The organism is Bradyrhizobium sp. MOS002 (genome assembly GCF_003020115.1).
Lineage (GTDB): Bacteria > Pseudomonadota > Alphaproteobacteria > Rhizobiales > Xanthobacteraceae > Bradyrhizobium.
Genome location: NZ_PYFX01000001.1, coordinates 160,399 through 181,277, shown reverse-complemented (window position 1 = coordinate 181,277; position 20,879 = coordinate 160,399). Strand labels below are relative to the sequence as shown.

The window sequence follows — 20,879 nt, the reverse complement described above, 5'->3', positions numbered from 1 at the left end:
ATTCAACGGGTTGTTAAGGGCCGGCGGGAATCGTAAAATCGCGAGCACGCTGGTTGCGCTTCAATTGGGAAGACGCCGAACCCCGCAAGCTCCTGCCGGAGAGACTGCCTTGATGATCCGTCATTTGATGGTTCCGATCACTGCCGCCATGGTCACGATGGGCGCCGTGGGTGCCCTAGCGCAGGGTTTCCCCGCGCCGCTGCCGGGCCAGGCCCCAGCGAGTTCCGCGTTTCCGCCCGTGAACGGCTCGGCGCCCGTCGCCTCCGTCGGCGGCGCGCCGCAATCGTCCTTCCCCGTGAACGGCGCCGCGCCTGTCGGTGGCGCCGGCGCCTTCAGCGCGGCCCCGCCGACGCAAGCCGGTCCCGGCGAGGACTGCATGAAGGCCTTCATGCCTCTGCGCGAGGATGCCGAAAAGCGCGGCAAGCTGATCAAGGCCGCGAGCGACCGTCACGCCCCGCCGGACGAGGCCTGCAAGCTGATCCGCAACTTCAGCCAGGCTGAGACCAAGATGATCAAGTACATCGAGGCCAACGCCTCGAAGTGCGGGATTCCGGCGCAGGTCGGTGCGCAGATGAAGGACGGCCACAAGAATACCGAGGCCATGGCGGCGAAGGTCTGCAATGTTGCGCAGCAGATGCAGAACCAGCCGCGCGGTCCGGCCGGTCCGTCGCTGAGCGAAGTGCTGGGTTCGGGCTCGGCGCCCGAGGCCAATGCAGGCAAGAAGGGCGGCAGCACCTTCGATACACTCAACGGCAACGTCCTGACCCGATGAGCGACACATCCGCCCGCGTTGCCGATTCCACCGGCAACTGGGTCGATACGCGCGCACCGCAATGGGCGCGGCCTTATCTACGCTTGTCCCGCTTCGATCGCCCGATCGGCTCCTGGCTCCTGTTGATGCCGTGCTGGTGGTCGGCCGCGCTCGCCGCCGGCATGGCGCATGATGTCCGCGGCCTGCCGCTCACCATCGTCCTGTTCTTCATCGGCGCCTTCGTCATGCGTGGGGCAGGCTGTACCTGGAACGACATCACCGACCGTGACCTCGACGACAAGGTCGAGCGCACCCGCTCGCGGCCGCTGCCGTCGGGCCAGGTGAGCGCGAAGCAGGCGCTGGCCTTCATGGTCGCGCAGGCGCTGATCGGGCTCGTGGTGTTGCTGCAGTTCAACCGCTTCGCGATCCTGACTGGCATTGCCTCGCTGCTGATCGTCGCGATCTACCCGTTCATGAAGCGCATCACCTGGTGGCCGCAGATCGTGCTCGGGCTCGCGTTCTCCTGGGGCGCCCTGATGGGATTTGCCGTCACCTTCGGGCGCATCGACGTCACCGCGCTCGTGCTTTATGCCGGCGCGATTTCCTGGGTGATCGGCTACGACACGATCTACGCGCATCAGGACGCCGAGGACGATGCGCTGATCGGCATCAAGTCCACCGCGCGCCTGTTCGGCGCGCATACGCACCAGGCGCTGATCCTGTTCTACGGCCTCGCGGTGCTGCTGATCGGCGTGGCGCTGGCGTCGGGCGATGCGCGCTGGCCGGCCTGGCTGGGACTTGCGGCCTTCGCCGTGCATCTGGCCTCGCAGATCGCGCGGCTGAATATCAGCGACGGCGATCTCTGCAAGCGCCTGTTCTATTCGAACCGCGATGCGGGGCTGTTGTTGTTTGCGGGACTGCTGGTCGACGCGGTGCTGCGGGCGGCTTAACTCCGGGCGATGATCTCGCGCTCATCGCGATGCACCGACAACTCCCGTACGACACCGGTGCGGCGGCGCATCAGAAATTTCGGACGGCGGTCGCGGATCGCGTTGGCGCGGCGACGGCGCGGCGCGGGTTTGCGTGCGCCTTCGTCGAGCTGCGGAAGCGCGAACAGCTCGCTCCAGATCGCCCAGGCCTCAACGAGTTCGTCGCCATCGGCGCTGACCAGCAGCGGAATGGAGAGCGAGGGATCGCGATGCACGAGGACAAGCGTCTGGGCCTCGTCGTTGCCGCGTAGTGCGACCCCGGTGAAGTCGCTGACGCGAACATTGATCGCCATCCGCATGCCGCGGACGGCACGGCGCAGCACGACACGTTCGCGATGAAGCTCGATCTGCCGGACATATCCGTCGGCGCGCGGATCATGCGCATCGAAGCGGACCGGAAGGGAAAGGGGGTCGAGCCGCAGGGAGCGGCTCGACCCGGCGGGAGCGATCCCGCTTGTTGCTGTTTGACGCCTCACGGCTTTAGTTCTCCCCGCCAGGATTATGTTCCCGGTCGATGCGAGGACCTTAGCGCGGGCCTTTCCGAAACCGCTTAAAAAGGCTGGTTAATCCAACCTCACCGCCGCGCATGATTGACAAGACCTTGGCGCGCATGATTGACGAGACGTTGCGCGCAAGGTGCGAATCTGAGCTTTTGGTGGGCTGAAAATGCTTGAAGTCCGCGCGATCAGGGCACATCTGTGGGTTCCGGTCCCGCAGCCCGCCCCAACAGGATTTCGTTTGTGAACCCTTCACCAAGCTCGACGCTTTCGCCCAAGGATTCGTCCACAGCCAGCCGCGACCTGTTCGACCAGTCTGCGCTCTCCGATCTCGCGCAGCGGCTGGTGGAGGCTGCCAGGCGCGCCGGCGCGGATGCCGCCGATGCGGTCGCCGTGCGTGGCGTCTCGCAAGGCGTCGAGGTCCGCGACGGCCGGGTCGAGGAATCCGAACGTTCCGAGGGCGACGATGTCGGCTTGCGCGTGCTGGTCGGCCGGCGCCAGGCGGTGGTCTCGACCAATGACGCCAGCGGCGATGCCGTGACCAAGCTTGCCGAGCGAGCGGTTGCGATGGCGCGTGTCGCGCCCGACGACAAATATGTCGGCCTTGCCGATCCCTCACTGCTCGCGCGCGACTTCCCCGATCTCGATCTGCTCGACCCTGACGTGCCCGCGACCTCGGAACTCGAGCGCCGCGCGCTCGAAGCCGAGGCTGCGGCGCTCGGTGTGAAGGGCGTGACCAAATCCGGCGGCGCCTCGGCCTCCGCCGGCATGGGCGGCATGGTGCTCGTCACCAGCACCGGCTTCCACGGCTCTTATCTGCGGTCCAGCCAGGGCATCTCCGCCACCGCCATTGTCGGCGACGGCACCGGCATGGAGCGCGACTACGATTTCACCTCGGCACCGCATGGTGCGGACCTCTTGTCACCGGATATCGTCGGCCGTTCCGCGGGCGAGCGCACCGTGGCGCGCGCCAATCCGCGCAAGGTCGAGACCTGCAAGGTGCCCGTGGTGTTCGACCCGCGCGTCGCGGGCTCGCTGGTCGGTCACGTCGTCGGCGCCATCAATGGCGCTTCGATCGCGCGCAAGACCAGCTTCCTGAAGGATAAGCTCGGCCAGCAGCTGTTCGCCAAGAACATCCGCATCATCGACGATCCCCTGCGCAAACGCGGCCTGCGCTCGCAGACGTTCGACGCCGAAGGCGTTGCCGTGAAGAAGATCGCGCTGATCGACGAAGGCGTGCTGACGACCTGGCTGCTCGATTGCGCCACCGCGCGTGAGCTCGGTCTCACCACCACCGGCCACGCCCATCGCGGCGTCTCCTCCTCGCCGTCGCCCGGGCCGTATAATCTGCATCTCGAACCCGGCACGCCGACCCCGGCCGAGCTGATCTCCGACATCAAGCAGGGGTTCTACGTCACCGATCTGATCGGCTCGGGCGTCAACGGCGTGACCGGCGATTACAGCCGCGGCGCCTCCGGCTTCTGGATCGAGAACGGCGAGCTCACTTATCCCGTGAGCGAGGTGACGATCGCCGGCCATCTGTTCGAGATCTTCAAGTCGATGCAGCCGGCGAACAATCTCGAGTTCCGCTACGGCGTCAACGCGCCGACGGTGCGCATCGAGGGTTTGACGCTTGGCGGACGTTGATGCGAACGCGACAGGCGAAGCCATCCTGGCGCGCGACGCGGCGCTGCTGCAAGACACGGTGCGGGAGGCGGGCGCACTCGCGCAGTCGATGTTCCGCACCGAGCTGAAGAAGTGGACCAAGGGCGCGTCCTCGCCGGTCTCGGAGGCCGACATTGCAGTCAACGATCTCCTGGAAGCGCGCCTGCGCACGGCGACGCCCGACTATGGCTGGCTGTCGGAGGAGAGCGCCGACGACGAGGTGCGGCTGTCGCGGCGGCTGACCTGGATCGTCGATCCCATCGACGGCACCCGCAACTACCTCAATGGCCATGACGAATGGTGCGTCAGCGTCGCGCTGGTGGAGGATGCCGCGCCCGTCCTCGCCGCTGTGTTCGCGCCGACGACCGATGAGTTCTTCTTCGCCGTCCGCGGCCAGGGCACGACCCTCAACGACGTGCCGGTGCGGGCGAGCGCGGGATCCGAGCTCGACTTCTCGCGTGTCGCGGGTCCGAAGCCCCTGGTCGAGCGCCTGAAGCCGTCACTGGGCGAGATCAAGCTGCATCCGCGAATCGGTTCGCTCGCGTTGCGGCTGTGCCGGGTCGCCCATGGCGCGCTGGATGCGGCTTTTGCGGGCGGCAGCAGTCATGATTGGGACCTTGCGGCGGCGGATTTGATCGTGCAGGAAGCCGATGGTAGGATGAGCGATCTCTCCGGAGATCCCATCCTCTATAACCGCCGGCAAGTCACGCATGGGGTGCTGGTGGCAGCGGGTCGCGATCGTCATGCGAGTATTGTCTCGCATTTTCGAAACCGCCCCTTGCCGTGAAGCGCTTTCTCGTGCTTGTCGAACACTGCTTTGCCGGGCAGCCCGTTAGGAACAGAACCGATGCCAGATAGTGCCCCGCAACAACTGCTCCACCTCGTCGTCGGCGGCGAGCTGGTCGATCTCGAGCACAACACCTTCAAGAACCTCGACGACGTCGAGATCGTCGGCCTCTATCCGAATTATGCGACCGCGCACGCCGCCTGGCGCGCCAAGGCGCAGAGCACGGTCGACAACGCGCAGATGCGCTATTTCATCGTCCATCTCCACCGGTTGCTCGACCCGAATCAAGAACCGGCGCGTTGAAAAAGCTGCTTCGCAATGCGCTGAGGAGCAGCTTCGTCCAGCGTGCCGTCGGAATCCTGGCGGCGGAATATCTGCGTCTGGTCTGGCGGACGAACAAATTCACGTTCGATCCGCCTGACGTCTATGACCGGGTCGAGCCGCAGATCCCGGCGATCTTCGCCTTTTGGCACGGCCAGCATTTCCTCACCCCCTTCATCAAGAACAAGGACTGGTACAAGGCCAGGGTCCTGATCTCCCGTCACCGCGACGGCGAGTTCAACGCGATTGCCGCCGAGCGGCTCGGCATCGGCACCATTCGCGGGTCCGGCGACCATGGCGGCGCGTTTCACCGCAAAGGCGGGGTCGGTGCCTTCAAGGAAATGGTGCGGACGCTCCAGGACGGTTGTAATGTCGCGCTGACTGCCGACGTCCCCAAGCGCTCGCGCGTGGCCGGGCTCGGCATCATCATGCTGGCACGGGAATCGGGGCGGCCGATCATGCCTTTTGCGATGGCGACCAGCCGCTTCGTCCGGCTCAAGAACTGGGACCGCACCACCATTAACCTGCCGTTCGGGCGGGGCGCGTTGGTCGGCATCAAGGAAATCCACGTTCCGCCGGATGCGAACGCCGCCACCATGGAAGCGCTGCGGCTCGAGCTGGAGGAGACCTTGAACGAGGCGACCCGCCGCGCCTATGCGCAACTCGGCCGGCCGGGACCTGCAGATGCCTAAATCGCTGCCCGGCTCGCTGCCGTTGACGCTGCGGATGTACCGGCGCCTGGCGCGCGGCCTGGTGCCGCTCGCGCCTGTGCTGATCAAGCGGCGCCTGAAGCAGGGCAAGGAAGATCCCGCGCGCGTCGGCGAACGGCGGGGGCTGTCCCGGGACGTACGGCCGCACGGTCCGCTGGTCTGGATTCACGGCGCCAGCGTCGGCGAGGTCCTCGCCGCGGCGGCCCTGATCGAGCGCTTGCGCGATCTGAACCTGCGCATTCTGCTCACCTCGGGCACCGTCACGTCGGCTGCCATTGTCGCAAAGCGCTTTCCTCCCGACGTCATCCATCAATACGTGCCGTATGATTCCCCGCGTTATGTCGCGCGCTTCCTCGACCATTGGAAGCCGTCGCTGGCGCTGTTCATCGAATCCGATCTGTGGCCGAACCTGATCCTGGCCGGCGCCGCGCGCCGCGTGCCGATGGTGCTGATCAACGGGCGGATGTCGCCGCGCTCGTTTCCGCGCTGGCGCCGCATGCAGGGCACCATCTCGGCGCTGCTGTCGCGTTTCGACATTTGCCTGGCGCAGTCCAAGACCGATGCCGAGCGCTTCTCGGCGCTCGGCGGCCGCGATGTCGTCACCACGGGCAATCTCAAGCTCGACGTTCCCGCGCCGCCGGCCGATCCCGCCAAGCTCGAACGGCTGATGGCGATGACGCGCGGGCGTCCGATCATCGTCGCGGCCTCGACCCATCCGGGCGAGGAGGAGATGCTGGTGGCGGCGCATCGCAGCCTCTCCGGTTTCTTCCCGCAGCTCCTGACCGTGATCGTGCCGCGGCATCCGGATCGCGGCTCCTCGATCACGGGCCTGATCACGGCGTCCGGCCTGAAGCCGGCCCTGCGCTCGCGCGATGAGCTGCCGACGGCGGCCACCGACGTTTATATCGCCGACACCATGGGCGAGCTCGGCCTGTTCTATCGCCTCTCGGACATCGTGTTCATGGGCGGATCGCTGATCCACCATGGCGGCCAGAATCCGATCGAAGCGATCAAGCTCGGCGCGGCCATCGTCCATGGTCCGCACGTCTTCAATTTCGCCGACGTCTACGAGGCGCTCGATCACAGCGGCGGCGCGCGCCAGGCCGACACCCAGGAGCTGCTGATCAAGCAGCTCGGCCAGCTGCTTGCCGATCCTGCCCTGCGCCGGAAGATCCAGCAGTCGGGCGCCGGCGTGGTTGAGGATCTCGGCGGCGCGCTCAACCGCACCATGACCGCGCTCGAGCCCTATCTGTTGCAGTTGCGGATCGAGATGGGGGCCGCCAATGCGTGAGCCGGCCTTCTGGTACCGGCCGCGTTCCCTCGAATCCTACGCATTGGCGCCGCTGGGAGCGCTCTATGGCGCGATCACCGAACGGCGGATGCTGCGCGAGGGCGTCGACGCCGGCATCCCCGTGATCTGCGTCGGCAACTACCATGTCGGCGGCGCCGGCAAGACGCCGACCGTGCTGGCGCTGACCAAGCTCTTGCGCGAGCTCGGCGAGACCCCGGTGGTGCTCAGCCGCGGCTATGGCGGCAGCCTCAAGGGCCCGGTAATGGTCGACCGGATGCGTCACACCGCGTCCGACGTCGGCGACGAGCCGCTGATGATGGCGCGCGACGTTCCTGTCACGGTCGCGCGCGACCGCCTCGACGGCGTCGTGCTGGCGAAGTCGCAAGGCGCCACCGTGATCCTGATGGATGACGGTTTCCAGAACCCGCGTCTTCTAAAGGACACCTCGCTGATCGTGATCGACAGCGAGCGCGGCCTCGGCAATGGCAAGGTGTTTCCGGCCGGTCCGCTGCGCGCGCCGCTGAAGGCGCAGCTCGCGCGCACCGACGCGCTGGTCCTGATCGGCGGCGGCCGCGCCGCGGACGATGTCGCCGCCGAGCTTGCCAGGCGCAACAAGCCGCAGCTGCGCGCGCGGCTGAGACCGGATGCCGAGTCGGTCGCAAGACTGCTGGGCAAGCCGGTGTTCGCGTTCGCCGGCATCGGCGATCCCGAACGGTTCTTCCGCAGCTTGCGTGCTGGCGGCATCGATGTCGCGCGCACGCGCGCCTTCGCCGATCATCACATGTTTTCAAACGACGAGATCGCAGCCCTCGCTGCGGACGCCCGGCGCGATCAGCAAACATTGGTGACGACGGAAAAGGATCTCGCCCGCCTGCACGGACGTGAAGGCGTGCCGGATGGCATCGTGCCTTTCGCCGTCCAGCTCGAGTTCGACGACCCGGCTGCGCTCCGGCAATTGATCAGCGATCATCTCTACAAGGCGCGCGAGCGGCGCTTCAGCCAGCGGTGACTTCGTAGGGTGGGTTAGCCCTGCGACTGCGCGAAGCGCAGTTGTCGGGCGTAACCCACCAACTTCGTCCCGCTTTCGCCGAGGCATGGTGGGTTACGCCCTGCAGATGCGCTGCGCGCATCTGCAGGGCTAACCCACCCTACAGCAGTTCGTTATTCACGCGACATTCATCGCAAAACGCCTATCGGTTTGAACCGCTCAGGAGAATTCGATGAAGTTGCTGCTTGCCGCCTCACGCCTGCGGCTTGGGCGCGCCCGGGTAATGCCGCTCGAGCACGGCGGCGGGCGTGGCGTAGGCTTCCTGCAGGTCCACGCTCCAGTATTTCAACTCGTCGAGCGGGATGCGCGTATCGGTGATCGCGCAGCGCACGAAGGTCCCCGGCGAGATCACGCGGAAATCGCCGTCGAGATACTGCACCTGGGCTTCGCCATGGCCCGAGGGGCCGAACTTGTTCAGCACGGTCGAAAGTCTCCGTGGAAGGCCGCTCCGGGGTCACCTTGGAGGGCACGATGTGTTGGACGGGATGTAGCATAAATAGGGTGGCTTGTCCGCCCGGTAAACCCACCGGTTTGTGATGTTTTGGCGCCGTTTCCGCGTGATAGTGCTTGAGCGAAGGATCCAACGGCAAAGTTCGATGCGCCTTCCGTTCACCGCCCTGTTCCTGACGTTCCTGATCTCGGCCGCGCAAGCGTCGCCGGCGCCGCAGCAGGTCGAGATTCCGCTGGCGTCCGGCGTGCTGCATGCGCAGCTCTACAAGCCCGAGGGCACGGGGCCGTTTCCGACCGTGATCGCGCTGCATGGCTGCGGCGGCCTCGGTGGCCATTCCGATTCCGTGCTGCCGCGCTATCGCGAATGGGCCGAGCGGCTGCTCAAGTCCGGTAACGCCGTACTGCTTCCTGACAGCTACGGCTCGCGCGAGCTCGGGCCGCAATGCCGCGTCAAGGAGATCCACGTCAAGGCGCGGCGCGAACGCGTCACCGACATCGCGGCGTCGCGCGCCTGGCTGATGAAGCAAACCTGGGTTGCGCGCGACCGCGTCAGCCTGATGGGATGGGCCAATGGCGCCAGCGCGCTGCTCTGGGCCGTGCGTCCACAGAGCGTTGCGCGCGAGGCGGGCCCGGATTTCCGCGCCGCGATCGCGTTCTATCCGGACTGCAGGATTTCCGCAGGGTTAGGGTGGAGCACACGGGTGCCGACGCTGGTGCTGATCGGCGCCAATGACGACGTCTCGTCGCCGCCGGCCTGCCGCCAGATGGTGGAGGGTGCGCATGGCCGCAGCGCGCTCGCGCGCATCGTGGTCTATCCCGGCGCCTATCACGACTTCGACCGCGCCAACACGCCGCTGCATGCGGCTGCCGGCAGCCTTGATGCCGCCGCGCCCGAGCACGGCCATCTCGGCACCGATGCGCAGGCGCGCGCGGAATCGCAGAAGGAAGTCGCGGAGTGGCTGGCGCGGTAATGGCGGCGCCGTAGCCCGGACGAGCGTAGCGATATCCGGGTAGGTCTGTCCCGCATGTCGCTGCGCTCATGCGGGCTACAGTGCCGAGCGGGCTCGCCGCGCCGTAGCTCGTGAGAGCGAAGGCGGGGCCGCCCGAGGGAACAACAACGGACAGCCCCGCATCGACCACCGCCCTGCACGGAAAATGGCCGACCGTGAAGCTACGGTTGGCGCGCCGTGATGGTTTCAGCCCGTGACGACGCCATCATTCGACCACGATGTCGATTAAACGCAATCCCATGCGCAACCGCTTCGTCCTGTTCTCCTCCGCCCTGATCGTCTTCACCGTCGCGGTCTTCCTGTTCGAAGCCCATCTCTTCGAAGCCCATGCCGGCGCGCCAATGCGTGCGCCCGAACATTGCGGCTTCTGGACCACGATCGATGCGGGATTGTCCTGCCGGTAGGCGGCGCCAATCCATCACCGTCACCCTGAGGTGGCCGCTTCTTCAGCGGCCCTCGAAGGGCGACGGCCCGGCTGCATCGCGGCCGCTCATCCTTCGAGGCTCACCACGCGACGCGTTGCGTCGCATGGTTCGCACCTCAGGATGACGGGTCTGAATGGGCTGCATGCAAGCCTCTCCAATGTCGTCCTGGCGAAGGCCAGGACCCATTACCGCAGGGAGTAGTTTGGCGAAGGCTGGTCGTTCGGGATTGGCACCACGCGTACCCGATAAACCTCGCGGTATGGGTCCCGGCCTTCGCCGGGACGACGCCGAGGGTGAGGCGATGCCACCCTCGCCTCTAAAACAAATTCCCCTGATCCACCGGCTTGCCCACGCGCTTCGGCGCTGGCTTCGCCTCTTGCGCCGCCGCCTTGGCTTGCGACGGCCCACGCTTCGCGGCGGCCGCCGGCCGATCCGCATCCGCGGTCGCACCCACGCGTCCATCCGCGAACTCAATCTCGACCCTTGCACCAGGCCCGATCGCGTCCGCCGCATGCACGGGATGGCCGGCCTCATCGCGCACCAGCGCGAAGCCGCGCGCGAGCACGCCGCGATAGGACAAGGCGGAGAGCAGCTTGCCGCTGTTCTCGACGCGGGCATCCAGCCGCTGCAGCAGCGTCGCCAGCGCGCGGCCCGCGCGCTCGGCAAGCCGATGCGTGCGCTCGCGCTGGCGCGCAAGCGCGTTGCGCTGCGCCTGCGCATTGGAGAGTTTTGAGGCGCGCAGGCGCACCTCCAGCCCGGCAAAGCGGTCGCGTCGCCGTCGCAGCAGCGAACGCGTGGACAGTCCGAGCCGCTCCCCGCACACGGTGAGGCGATGATCGGCCTGCGATATCTGGCCGTGCAGCACCCGCAGCGTCAGCTTGGCGCCTGCGGCGGTAAACCTGCGGAAATGCGCATGGGTGTTGGCCTTGAGGCAGCGGGGCAGGGACGCACCCGCCGAATCCAGCCGCTGCCGCGGGATCGCCAGCAGATCGCCGGCGGCCGGCAGCGCGCGCGCGGCCGCGCGCAGCTCGCTGCGACGGCTCTCCTGGCTGCGCTGCCAATAGGCGCGGGTGCGTCGCCCGAGATCGCCGACCTCGACAAAGAGATCGCTGCGCACCGGCACGGCCATCTCGGCCGCCGCCGTCGGCGTCGGCGCGCGCTTGTCGGCGACGAAATCGATCAGCGTGATGTCGGTCTCATGCCCCACCGCCGAGATCAGCGGGATCATGCTCTCGGCCGCGGCACGGACCACGATCTCCTCGTTGAACGACCACAGATCCTCCAGCGAACCGCCGCCGCGCGCGACGATCAGCACGTCGGGCCGCGGAATCCTGCCGCCCTCCGGCAGCGCATTGAAGCCGCGGATCGCGGCCGCGACCTGCTCGGCCGAACCTTCGCCCTGCACCTTGACCGGCCACACCAGCACGTGGCGGGGGAAGCGGTCCTCCAGGCGATGCAGGATGTCGCGGATCACGGCGCCGGTCGGCGATGTCACCACGCCGATCACCTCCGGCAGCCACGGCAGCAGCTGCTTGCGCGCCTCGTCGAACAGGCCTTCGGCGGCGAGCTTCCGCTTGCGCTCTTCCATCAGCGCCATCAGCGCGCCGATGCCGGCCGGCTCCAGCGCCTCGATCACGATCTGGTATTTCGAGGAGCCCGGATAGGTCGTGAGTTTGCCGGTGGCGATGACCTCGAGCCCCTCCTGGGGCTTGAAGCGCATGCGGCCGTGCACGCCCTTCCAGATCACCGCCTCGATCTTGGCGCTCTCGTCCTTGAGCGCGAAATAGCAATGGCCGGAGGAATGAGCCCCGCGGAAGCCGGAGATCTCGCCGCGGACCCGGACATGGCCATAGGTGTCCTCGACCGTCCGTTTCAGGGACTGCGAGAGCTCGGAAACGGTGAATTCGGGAGTGTTGAGCAGGGGTTCCGCTGACGGCATCGGCAAACGATTCGGCATGTGGGGATCAGACCCCACGTTAGGGATTTTCGCCCCGCGGCGCCAGCCAGGGAGTTCACCTCTCCCCGCTGGGGAGATCAATCTTCGGGTCGCCGCACGAGCCAGCTTCTTCACACGACGCTCTGGAGCGTCCTTCTCGGAGCGGGCGTCTGGTTCGGCCGTGCCTTCCTCGTCATCGGCGCCACGATCGTCGCGCTGACGTTGATCGGCTTCTTCACTATCGACGAGGCATTCCCGCTCTGGATGGCCTTCGTCAATGGCGGAGGCCTGATCCTCGGTGGCCTCTGGATGCGGCGGATCTGATGGCCGAGCTCGACGACATCATCCACCAGCCGCTGCGGCTGAAGATCATGGCGGCGCTGAATGCGCTGCCGGCCACCGCAGGTTTGGAGTTCTCCCGGCTGAAAAAGCTCACCGGCGCCACCGACGGCAATCGCGGCGCGCATATCGAGACGCTGGCCAAGGCCAGCTACGTGTCGGTGGAGAAGGCCTTCATCGGCAAGAAGCCGCAGACCACGGTGACTGCGACCGCGGCGGGCCGCGGTGCATTTGCGCGGCATGTGGCGACGTTGCAGGAGATCATTGCAGGGAGGCCGAACTAGGGTGCGTACTCATGAATTGCAAACCAGTCCGCTTTGCTCCGATGGCAACCACAAATGTGCAGCCGCTGCAAATGATGCGATGGGCAGCAGATTACGAAACTTCCACCGTCAGTCCAGCCCGCCATCGATGGAAATGTTAGGCTCACTTGGTGATATTTATCCAAATCCCTACAGCCGCGCGCGGACATAGAGAGGTGGAGTTTCACTTAGCATACCCAGCAATTACCTATTGATTGTAAACGAGAAATTCAAGGTTATTGCTTTGTTCTATAAATGTTCCTACTTGTCGATAGTGCCGTTGATGCTGATTCCGCGCGTTATTCGTAAGCCCAAACAACCGTAGCGGAACCGGTCTAGACCGGCTTACTCTCTTGGATAGTGAGTCCTCACAATGGCAACCTTGGTGTCTGAACGACTAGACGAGCCTTGGCGGCGTCGAATGCTTCTCCCCGCCTACCAGATCAGCGAGGCTGCCGACTATGCTCAGGTAGCGCCGCAGACTGTTGCGGCGTGGCATCGGATTGAAGCCGAATTGCTCAAGCAGCGCGAGCAGCGGTCGGCGCTGAGCTACATGCAGTTGATCGAGGTTGCAGTGGTCGCGGCCTTCCGCAAAGCTGGGGTTTCCATGCCCCGGATCAGAAAGGCTCGCTCCTGGGCGGCGCATGAACTCAAGAGCGAGTTCCCGTTCGCTGAGTACAAGTTCAAAGAGAACGCCAAGCACCTGTATTTGGACGCGCAGCAAATCGACGTGGGGCCAAATACTGTTGTGCAAGCTGATGCTGAAGGCCAGCTAGAATGGGAATCGGTCATCGGTCGGCTCAAGGAATTCGAGTACGAGGAACATGTTGCCTTGCGTTGGCACGTAGCTGGTGCGGGAAAGCCGATCATTATCGACCCGCGTATATCGTTTGGCGCGCCTGCCGTTCGCGGAATAGCGACGTGGGTCTTGCGCGGTCGCCACGATGCCGGCGAGTCCGACAGCGACATCGCAGAAGATTTTGGCCTCGATAAAAGCGAGGTCCGAGAGGCATTAAAGTTCGAAGGACTTTTAGGGGCTGGGAGGCGTAAATCGCCGCGTCTAAACTGACGTTTTACTTTGATAGGAATTTCGGCAAGCGCCTTCCGGAAGCGGTACGGGCGGCGCGCCCGAAGTCATTTTCCGTCGAATACCACCACGACCCGAAGAACAAGTTCAAGTTTAAACATGATACGCCGGACGACGTGTGGCTTGAGGCGGTCGCTAAAGAGGGCTGGATTGTTCTGAGCCACGACCGAAAATTTCACACACTCCTGCCGGAGAAATCGGCAGTTAAGCAGCACAAGGCTGGTTGTTTCTATCTTCCAGGTGCGAACGACGAGACATGGGAAAAGCTGCGCTACTTTGTCCGCGCTTACGACGGAATGTCAGAGCGCGTGAGCGTGATAGCAAAACCGTTTATCTTTGAGTTTTCGAGCGCTGGGCGCTTTAAGGTCGTCTCACTCGCGTGACTTTTTAGGCGACCTCGCCACCATGTGGAACGCCCTTGACGGCATCGCCAATGGCATCAACTGCGATGGCTTTGAAATTAGTGCACTGTCACCGTAATACTGGCGGGTCTCTGGTTCGGCTATGCCTTCATCGCGATCGGTCTCGGCATCTCCGCGCTGACGCTGATCGGCTTCTTCTTCATCGGCGAGGCGTTTCCGCTCTGGATGGCCTTCGTCAACGGCGGCGGACTGATCCTCGGCGGCCTCTGGATGCGGCGGATCTGATGGCCGAACTCGACGACATCATCCACCAGCCGCTGCGGCTGAAGATCATGGCGGCGCTGAACGCGCTGCCTGTCTCCGCTGGCCTGGAGTTCTCGCGGCTGAAAAAGCTCACCGGCGCGACCGACGGCAATCTCGGCGCGCATATCGAGACGCTGGCCAAGGCGGGCTACGTGTCAGTGGAAAAAGCCTTCGTCGGCAAGAAGCCGCAGACCACGGTCACCGCGACGGCGGCGGGCCGCGGGGCGTTCGCGCGGCATGTGGCGACGCTGCAGGAGATTATTGCGGGGAGGCAGGTTTAGGCCATCGGCAAGGTTAGTACCGTTGGGTGGGAACCGCTCCTCGCTAAGACAAGAGAACTTCGGCTTGCGTTTGACTACTTGCTAGCAGGGATGTGTTTTGCAGTGCGGCATTGGACCGCCTCAATCTCGCTGCAGTGAGCACATTCAAGTAGCGCTACTTCTCCGGATGGCCGCTCGGTATTGGTCGACCACGAATGCTTTAGCTCGCCGCGCTCCGATCATAGTCTGCGATCCAATCCACCAACTCCTGCTCATCGCGGCAAATCTTTCGAAGAGCGACTTCGATCATTGGATTGTCCCCAATCGGGAGCAGCATCCGAGGATCAGTTTTCAGGCCTACGCAGACCTTCCCAATAGCAAAGGCGTATCCCAACTCGAATGCCGCGCCTTCATCGACCGTTCGTCCGTCCAGGACAATGACAAGCACGTCGCAAGCCGCGATCGCCTCAATGTCGAAGTGAAATATCTGCGATTTCGCCTGCTCTACCGGAACGCCGCTCCGCACGAGATCTAGAAGGATGCCACCATCTTCTTGCGGGAGATAGACGTTCGCAAAGCTCGAAATTGCATCCCGGAGAGCTTTGTTTCTTACCATCTCGGCTTGTGAAAACAGCGGGGCGGCAAGATAAACTCGTATTCCGTTAGCCTTCACACCTTTCCTCCGCTCGCGAGTAGTTCGTCTATACGCTTCTCGAAATCAAACGGCTTATATTCGCCGAGCAGTATCTGTCGAGCAATACGTCGCGAGGTCTGGTCGCTTCCCTCGAGAGAATTATCGAACGTGAACGCAGGTTCAGGCATGTAGACCGACTTCAACACGGCCGATTGTTTCACAAGGGCGGCGCCGTCATAGTCAATCACCATGGTAACACCTCGCAGCTTGCCACGCCGAGCCTGTCTGTCACTGAGCGCGGACTCATCAGCTTCCAAGAATATCATCTGTCCGGCCTCAAGGGGGCCGCTATGTTTGCAGACGCGCGCTCTCAGTTCCTTAAGCCTTTCAACGTTCTCTGCATCTGTTTTCGAAAACGCACACAGGTCAAGGTAGCACCGGTCCATCACGTGCATGCCCACTCCCGCGCGCCTCATCTTGTCGTTCTTTTCGCGTAGTTGACTATAAAGCCAGTCGTCAATTTCCTTCCGCTGCGCCACAGATAGCGACCTGTGATCTTGATACATCGTTTCTGGCGCTCTACCGGACCACTCCTCAAAAGTAGAGAAGCATCGCAGTCCTTCAAGATTGCTCGACTTGCCAGCGACAACCGATCCGACTAGATAATATTTTCGCCGCGCAGGGTGATGGGAAAACTTCATTAGCTCCGCTTCGAACAACCCAGCTTCTTCTTCATTTAGAAGATCAACAAGTTCTGCGATCTGCTCGGTTTCCAAGAAAATCGAAATGAGATTGTACACATCAAGATTTACATCAAAGATGTGTCGGCGCTCTTCGTCCGTCCGTCGGCGCGCGGGATCCTCCCAGTAAACGATGTAATGGTGGTTAGCAGGATTGCGCTTCATTCCAGCCCGCAGCATGTTCTTCAGCGAGTTATCGTTAAGCGACGTTCCTAGGAGCAAGAATGTTGTTGTCGCAAAGCGCGACATCAGGAAGTCCGACCCGTGCAGCGTTGGCGATATTAGAACGTCCGCAAAGGCATCTTCAGTGAAAACTAAATTCTCGCTTCGTCTTCGCCGCGCTTCGCGCGGAAGAGAGCCGTTGATGTGATAAATTACGGAGGCGTCGCGGCGGGTTTCGATTTTTGGGCGCGATATTACCTCAGGCTGCACTTTACTTCTGTCTCGCGCGAATCCTATCGCCGCCTCGTCAACCAAGTCATCGAAGTTAAAATTTACCGTTAGCTCAGTTCTGCAAACTAGCTGCCCGAGTGATTTCAAGTAGGAATGTCGCTGAAGTATTTGGTCGTATTTCAGGCTTGCGATGTCGCGATAAAGTTCCTGATGCACTACCTCCATCCAAGTAGAGTCGACCTGATACTGTTCAAACTGTCGCGGAAGAGTCGATGTGGAGCCTTTAACGTGTGCCTGATGCAACGCGTAAGCTATTTGTGTAATGTAAGTCTCTTGTAAGCCGGCTTTTCGGTGAGCCTTGAATTCTTTTTTGACCGCAGGAAATCTAGCAGTAAGGCGCTCCACTAAGTTCTTCCAGGTCGGAAGACCCGCATCGATGGACACACCCGCCCCGAGGATAAGACCCAATCGCCGGCGATCTAGGCGCTGCCACATGTGACACAGCCAAACGGGAAGCTGGGGCTGCGATTTCGACGCTTGTTCAAGAGCAACGGTAGAGCGGGGCATCCTGTTAGCTTTTCCCGACTTCGGATTTCATCACACGGGTATGGATTATTCTCGGTAGAGAAACGTCTGCCTTGCCGCCAGCGTCACGGAGATTCCAAAGGCCGGTCTTTACGATGACGTTATGCTTCGAATGGAGCCCTAGCCAATTCGAACCAGGACCCTCGACAGGAAGTAGGTGCTCAGTAAAGAGAGCAATTGAAAGGCGCTCAATAAGCGATCGAGCGCTCTCCTTAGCCGACTTATCCGCCACGGCAATCCAACAAACTAGGAGGCTACCGAGTATCTCCGAAACCGCTCGCTCAAGAGGCTTCTCCTTGTCACGAACGGCAGCAGTTGAGTTTTGTCCTGAGCCCCAATCAGGATATTGCTCTCGTAGTTCATCACGTCGAATGAGAGCTTCACCTACATGAAGCCTGAATACCGAACTGCGATGGTTGCCGTACCCGTCTGACGTCCCCAAGTGCGTGCGCAGGCGGTCGCGAAGCGTCGCCCGCGAACCGGAAGAAACACCGTGCGTGCCGATTCGAACTAATCTCGGTAGAGTCTGAGAAAACCGAGTTTGTTCTTTGGGGTCGAAGAAGAAGTACACGCCTTGATCAGGAAGCGAGCTTTGAAGAGCGTCTCTGAGCGTTTTGATTTGGCCAGCGCTGCCAAGCTTGTCGAAGATGGAATACAACTCACCGACGCTCGCGATTCGATCAAGATAATGGTGGCAGGCCTTCAAGAACATCAGACGGGCGCTATTTGAAAGCCCGGTCAGCGGATTGATTATCTCAAACCCTTCCGACTTCAAGCGGCTGTCGAGAGGAGTGGCGTATTCGTCATCGGCTAGCATGACCGCAACAGAGTTATCGCGCTTCTGACGTTTCAGCTTTGATACGACGCCTGATTGCCATCGAGAAAGCTGCTCCTCATCGAAAGTCCTCAAGCTGACATCATACGGATCGATTTGGGTAGTCAGACTGAGCAGTCCGTGTTTCGCCGAGAGAATGAACGCACGCTGTTGAAGGCGACCGATCAAGTTAACCGACATCCGGAAACGAGGTGACGTGTACATTTCGGACGCCATGGATTTGGCCTCCTTTTTATGCTTGCCACACGACACAAGCACAATGGCGCTCTTCGGAAGTTGTCTTAGCTCTTCAACAAAATGCTGCGCCAAACGCGCAAGTTCGTCTCGATCAGGATCGAGCCAGTCAAAGGCCAATTGGCCTGAGTTTGCGGAAAAAGGGTCGCTCATGGATCCGCCGCGGGCTGTCGCGGCACGTGGGCGCGTTTAAATTCTCTACCGGTAGTATACTCGCCACCCCAGCAAGACGATACGTTCGGAACGCGCGGGCCCTTTATCCACAGGTCTTGCATACCCCTTGAACAGAGGTAACCACTGGCCAGACCGTACACGCACAGAAGTTTTTGGGCACCCATTACAAATCTTGTCCGGAGCGCCGCCAACCGATCTGCGCACCGCCTGGCCCGATGGATTCCGGGCTCACGCCCAGGTGGGGTGCGCCCCGGAATGACGGGGTGCGTGGGGCCGCCCCCCTTGAGCCCCACCCCGATTCATGCGACCTCCGCCCCAACAAACCCCTCATTTCGAGCCTTCGATGCACATTCTCCTGCTTGGTTCCGGCGGCCGCGAACATGCCCTGGCGTGGAAGATCGCAGCCTCTCCCCTGGTGACCAAATTCTGGTGCGCGCCGGGCAATGCCGGGATCGCGCGCGAGGCGGAATGCGTGGCGCTCGATGTTGCCGACCATGCCGCCGTGATCGACTTCTGCAAGGCGAATGCGGTCGAGCTCGTGGTGGTTGGCCCGGAGACGCCGCTGGCGGCCGGTATCGTCGATGACCTCACCGCCGCCGGCATCAAGGCGTTCGGGCCGAACAGGATCCCCGCCCAGCTCGAAAGCTCGAAGGGCTTTACCAAGGCGCTGTGCACCGAATTCGGTATTCCGACCGGCGCCTACAAGCGTTTCACCAGCGCCGCCGATGCGCGTGCCTACGTCCAGAGCCAGGGCGCGCCGATCGTGGTCAAGGCCGACGGCCTTGCCGCCGGCAAGGGCGTCGTCGTTGCCAAGTCGGTGCGCGAGGCGGAGGACGCCATTGCCATGATGTTCGAGGGCGCCTTCGGCGAGGCCGGCGCCGAGGTCGTGATCGAGGAGTTTCTGCCGGGCCGCGAGATCAGCTTCTTCGCGCTGTGCGACGGCGAGACCGCCATTCCGCTGGCCTCCGCCCAGGACCACAAGCGCGTGTTCGACCATGACGTCGGCCCGAACACCGGCGGCATGGGCGCCTATTCGCCGACGCCGCTGGTCACGCCGGCGATCCATGATGCGATCATGGCCAAGATCATCCTGCCGACGGTCGCCGGCATGAAGCAGCGCGGCACGCCGTTTCGCGGCATCCTCTACGCCGGCATCATGCTGACGACGCAAGGGCCGAAACTGTTCGAGTTCAACGTGCGCTTCGGCGATCCCGAGTGCCAGGTGCTGATGCTCAGGATGATGTCGGACATCGTGCCGGCCTTCCTCGCCGCCTGCGACGGGCAGCTGAAGAACTTTGACCTCCGCTGGCATCCCGAGGCCGCGCTCACGGTGGTGATGGCGGCGAAGGGCTATCCCGGCGACTATCAGAAAGGCACGCGGATCGAGGGGCTCGATGACGCCTCAGAGGTCGAGACCGCCGAGATCTTCCACGCCGGGACGGTCGAGAAGGACGGCGCCATCCTCGCCAATGGCGGCCGCGTGCTCAATGTCTGCGCGCTCGGCAAGACCGTGACGGAAGCGCAGGCCCGCGCCTACCAGGCCGTCGACCGCATCAACTGGCCGGAAGGTTTTTGCCGCCGCGACATCGGCTGGCAGGCGGTGGAAGCCGAGAAGTCCAAGAACTAAGGCCAAGAGCTGACAGGCTTTTTTCGCGCGCGCGCGCAATGTGCGGCCCGCCCGACGGCACTCCGAAATTGTGTAGGCGGCTGTTGAACTTAGCTACTGTGCATGGGGTTGTTTTTCGACTTTTTGTTTTGGGGCACCTCAAGACCGAGCAGATCCCGCGCTGACAGATAAGGATGCAGAAGATGTCCGATCTCGCCGACCTCTATCCCGGCTTCGCCTCCGAATGGATCAACACCTCCTTCGGCCGCATCTTCGCCCGCGTCGGCGGCAAGGGACCGCCGCTGTTGCTGCTGCACGGCTTCTCCGAGACCAACGTGATGTGGCACCGCGTCGCGCCGCAGCTGGCCGACCGGTTCACGCTGATCATCGCCGATCTGCCCGGCTATGGCTGGTCCGACATGCCCGAGAGCGACGCGCTGCACATCCCCTACAGCAAGCGGGCGATGGCGAAAGCCATGGTCGAGGCGATGGAGCAACTCGGCCACGTGCATTTCGCGCTCGCCGGCCATGATCGCGGCGGCCGCGTCTCGTATCGGCTGGCGCTCGATCATCCCGGCCGGCTGTCGAAGCTTGCGGTGCTCGATATCCTGCCGACCTATAATTACTGGGAGCGGATGAACCGCGCCTACGCGCTGAAGATCTATCACTGGACTTTTCTGGCGCAGCCGGCGCCGTTGCCGGAGACGCTGATATCGAGCAACGGCGAGTTCTTCCTGCGCTTCAAGATGGCGAGCCAGACCAAATCGAAGACGCTGGACGCCATCGACGAGCGCGCGCTCGAACACTACATCGCCCCGTTCCGCGATCCCGCCCGCGTGCATGCGATGTGCGAGGACTACCGCGCCGGCGCCTATTTCGACTACGATCTCGACAAGGCCGATTTCGAGGCCGGCAAGAAGATCACCATTCCGATGCTGGCGCTGTGGGGCAACGCCGGCATCGCACAAGCCGCCGCCACCCCGCTCGACATCTGGAAGCAATGGGCGACCAACGTGGATGGCATGCCGGTGGATTCGGGGCACTTCCTCACCGAGGAGAACCCGGACGTGACCGCCAAGGCGCTGCGCGAGTTCTTCTCGGCTTAGGCCTCATCGTCATTGCGAGCGAAGCGAAGCAATCCAGGC

General features: G+C 63.1%; 23 protein-coding genes. 17 read left to right on the top strand and 6 right to left on the bottom strand.

All coding sequences use genetic code 11. The annotated features are described in order from the left end of the window. Positions 1-112: 112 nt before the first annotated feature. Both C7G41_RS00965 and ubiA read left to right on the top strand, forming a co-directional pair. A complete protein-coding gene (locus C7G41_RS00965) occupies positions 113-772 on the top strand; it encodes a hypothetical protein (RefSeq protein WP_106940831.1) in 660 nt (219 codons plus the stop codon). Beyond that, complete coding sequence (gene ubiA / locus C7G41_RS00960; RefSeq protein WP_106940830.1) at positions 769-1,701, top strand: 4-hydroxybenzoate octaprenyltransferase; 933 nt, start codon at positions 769-771, stop codon at positions 1,699-1,701. Before C7G41_RS00965 ends, ubiA begins: the two co-directional genes overlap by 4 nt. On the opposite strand, the gene C7G41_RS00955 is transcribed toward ubiA, so the two are convergent. Then, on the bottom strand, positions 1,698-2,216 hold the full coding sequence (locus C7G41_RS00955) for a DUF6101 family protein (protein ID WP_106940829.1): 519 nt from the start codon (positions 2,214-2,216) through the stop codon (positions 1,698-1,700). The genes ubiA and C7G41_RS00955 overlap by 4 nt on opposite strands. Before the next feature lie 264 nt (positions 2,217-2,480). Here C7G41_RS00955 and C7G41_RS00950 point away from each other — a divergent pair, with 264 nt between their 5' ends. The 6 genes from C7G41_RS00950 to lpxK are packed head-to-tail and all read left to right on the top strand — an operon-like array spanning position 2,481 to position 8,020. Next, on the top strand, positions 2,481-3,884 hold the full coding sequence (locus C7G41_RS00950) for a TldD/PmbA family protein (protein WP_199198062.1): 1,404 nt from the start codon (positions 2,481-2,483) through the stop codon (positions 3,882-3,884). Beyond that, on the top strand, positions 3,871-4,689 hold the full coding sequence (locus C7G41_RS00945; protein WP_106940827.1) for a 3'(2'),5'-bisphosphate nucleotidase CysQ: 819 nt from the start codon (positions 3,871-3,873) through the stop codon (positions 4,687-4,689). The genes C7G41_RS00950 and C7G41_RS00945 overlap by 14 nt, the downstream gene beginning before the upstream one ends. 60 nt (positions 4,690-4,749) lie before the next feature. Continuing rightward, positions 4,750-4,992 carry a DUF4170 domain-containing protein gene (locus tag C7G41_RS00940; protein WP_007596929.1) on the top strand — a complete coding sequence of 81 codons (243 nt, stop codon included), beginning with the start codon at positions 4,750-4,752 and terminating at the stop codon, positions 4,990-4,992. Then, complete coding sequence (locus C7G41_RS00935) at positions 4,989-5,702, top strand: lysophospholipid acyltransferase family protein (RefSeq protein WP_106940826.1); 714 nt, start codon at positions 4,989-4,991, stop codon at positions 5,700-5,702. The genes C7G41_RS00940 and C7G41_RS00935 overlap by 4 nt, the downstream gene beginning before the upstream one ends. Beyond that, a complete protein-coding gene (locus tag C7G41_RS00930) occupies positions 5,665-7,011 on the top strand; it encodes a 3-deoxy-D-manno-octulosonic acid transferase (RefSeq protein WP_106940825.1) in 1,347 nt (448 codons plus the stop codon). The genes C7G41_RS00935 and C7G41_RS00930 overlap by 38 nt, the downstream gene beginning before the upstream one ends. Further along, positions 7,004-8,020 (top strand): tetraacyldisaccharide 4'-kinase, encoded by a 1,017-nt coding sequence (gene lpxK / locus C7G41_RS00925; RefSeq protein WP_106940824.1) that lies wholly within the window; start codon positions 7,004-7,006, stop codon positions 8,018-8,020. Before C7G41_RS00930 ends, lpxK begins: the two co-directional genes overlap by 8 nt. 232 nt (positions 8,021-8,252) lie before the next feature. On the opposite strand, the gene C7G41_RS00920 is transcribed toward lpxK, so the two are convergent. Next, positions 8,253-8,480 (bottom strand): DUF2093 domain-containing protein, encoded by a 228-nt coding sequence (locus C7G41_RS00920; RefSeq protein WP_007596922.1) that lies wholly within the window; start codon positions 8,478-8,480, stop codon positions 8,253-8,255. A gap of 175 nt (positions 8,481-8,655) precedes the next feature. Between C7G41_RS00920 and C7G41_RS00915 the strand changes: the two genes are divergently transcribed. Together C7G41_RS00915 and C7G41_RS00910 are read left to right on the top strand one after the other, a co-directional pair. Beyond that, positions 8,656-9,480, top strand: coding sequence for a dienelactone hydrolase family protein (locus C7G41_RS00915; RefSeq protein ID WP_199198061.1), 825 nt, complete (start codon positions 8,656-8,658; stop codon positions 9,478-9,480). A 257-nt stretch (positions 9,481-9,737) separates the two neighbouring features. Further along, a complete protein-coding gene (locus tag C7G41_RS00910; RefSeq protein WP_197031108.1) occupies positions 9,738-9,923 on the top strand; it encodes a hypothetical protein in 186 nt (61 codons plus the stop codon). 337 nt (positions 9,924-10,260) lie between these two features. Here C7G41_RS00910 and xseA read toward each other — a convergent pair whose 3' ends face one another. Further along, positions 10,261-11,901 carry an exodeoxyribonuclease VII large subunit gene (gene xseA, locus C7G41_RS00905; RefSeq protein WP_106940822.1) on the bottom strand — a complete coding sequence of 547 codons (1,641 nt, stop codon included), beginning with the start codon at positions 11,899-11,901 and terminating at the stop codon, positions 10,261-10,263. On the opposite strand from xseA, the gene C7G41_RS00900 reads away from it, so the two are divergent. From C7G41_RS00900 to C7G41_RS00880, 5 genes are all read left to right on the top strand, one after another. After that, positions 11,902-12,204: a hypothetical protein gene (locus tag C7G41_RS00900; RefSeq protein ID WP_106940821.1), complete on the top strand. Its 303-nt coding sequence runs from the start codon at positions 11,902-11,904 to the stop codon at positions 12,202-12,204. It begins immediately after the preceding gene. After that, the gene (locus C7G41_RS00895; RefSeq protein ID WP_106940820.1) at positions 12,204-12,503 is read left to right on the top strand and encodes a transcriptional regulator; all 300 of its coding nucleotides are present in this window, start codon (positions 12,204-12,206) and stop codon (positions 12,501-12,503) included. Before C7G41_RS00900 ends, C7G41_RS00895 begins: the two co-directional genes overlap by 1 nt. A 439-nt stretch (positions 12,504-12,942) precedes the next feature. After that, complete coding sequence (locus tag C7G41_RS00890; RefSeq protein WP_158267984.1) at positions 12,943-13,590, top strand: DUF433 domain-containing protein; 648 nt, start codon at positions 12,943-12,945, stop codon at positions 13,588-13,590. Continuing rightward, a complete protein-coding gene (locus tag C7G41_RS37285) occupies positions 13,572-13,991 on the top strand; it encodes a hypothetical protein (RefSeq protein WP_158267987.1) in 420 nt (139 codons plus the stop codon). Before C7G41_RS00890 ends, C7G41_RS37285 begins: the two co-directional genes overlap by 19 nt. Before the next feature lie 263 nt (positions 13,992-14,254). Further along, positions 14,255-14,554, top strand: a complete 300-nt coding sequence (locus C7G41_RS00880) for a transcriptional regulator (protein WP_106940817.1) — start codon at positions 14,255-14,257, stop codon at positions 14,552-14,554. 199 nt (positions 14,555-14,753) lie between these two features. On the opposite strand, the gene C7G41_RS00875 is transcribed toward C7G41_RS00880, so the two are convergent. From C7G41_RS00875 to C7G41_RS00865, 3 genes are all read right to left on the bottom strand, one after another. Further along, positions 14,754-15,206, bottom strand: a complete 453-nt coding sequence (locus C7G41_RS00875; RefSeq protein WP_146159744.1) for a nucleoside 2-deoxyribosyltransferase — start codon at positions 15,204-15,206, stop codon at positions 14,754-14,756. Beyond that, entirely contained in the window at positions 15,203-16,795 is a 1,593-nt protein-coding gene (locus C7G41_RS00870) for an SIR2 family protein (RefSeq protein ID WP_158267983.1), read from the bottom strand. Before C7G41_RS00870 ends, C7G41_RS00875 begins: the two co-directional genes overlap by 4 nt. 76 nt (positions 16,796-16,871) lie before the next feature. Beyond that, positions 16,872-18,107, bottom strand: a complete 1,236-nt coding sequence (locus C7G41_RS00865; protein WP_146159743.1) for a DUF6884 domain-containing protein — start codon at positions 18,105-18,107, stop codon at positions 16,872-16,874. Positions 18,108-18,471: 364 nt separating this feature from the next. Between C7G41_RS00865 and purD the strand changes: the two genes are divergently transcribed. Next, complete coding sequence (gene purD / locus C7G41_RS00860) at positions 18,472-19,755, top strand: phosphoribosylamine--glycine ligase (RefSeq protein ID WP_106940813.1); 1,284 nt, start codon at positions 18,472-18,474, stop codon at positions 19,753-19,755. 182 nt (positions 19,756-19,937) lie between these two features. Further along, the gene (locus tag C7G41_RS00855) at positions 19,938-20,840 is read left to right on the top strand and encodes an alpha/beta fold hydrolase (protein WP_106941442.1); all 903 of its coding nucleotides are present in this window, start codon (positions 19,938-19,940) and stop codon (positions 20,838-20,840) included. The last annotated feature ends 39 nt before the right edge of the window (positions 20,841-20,879 follow it).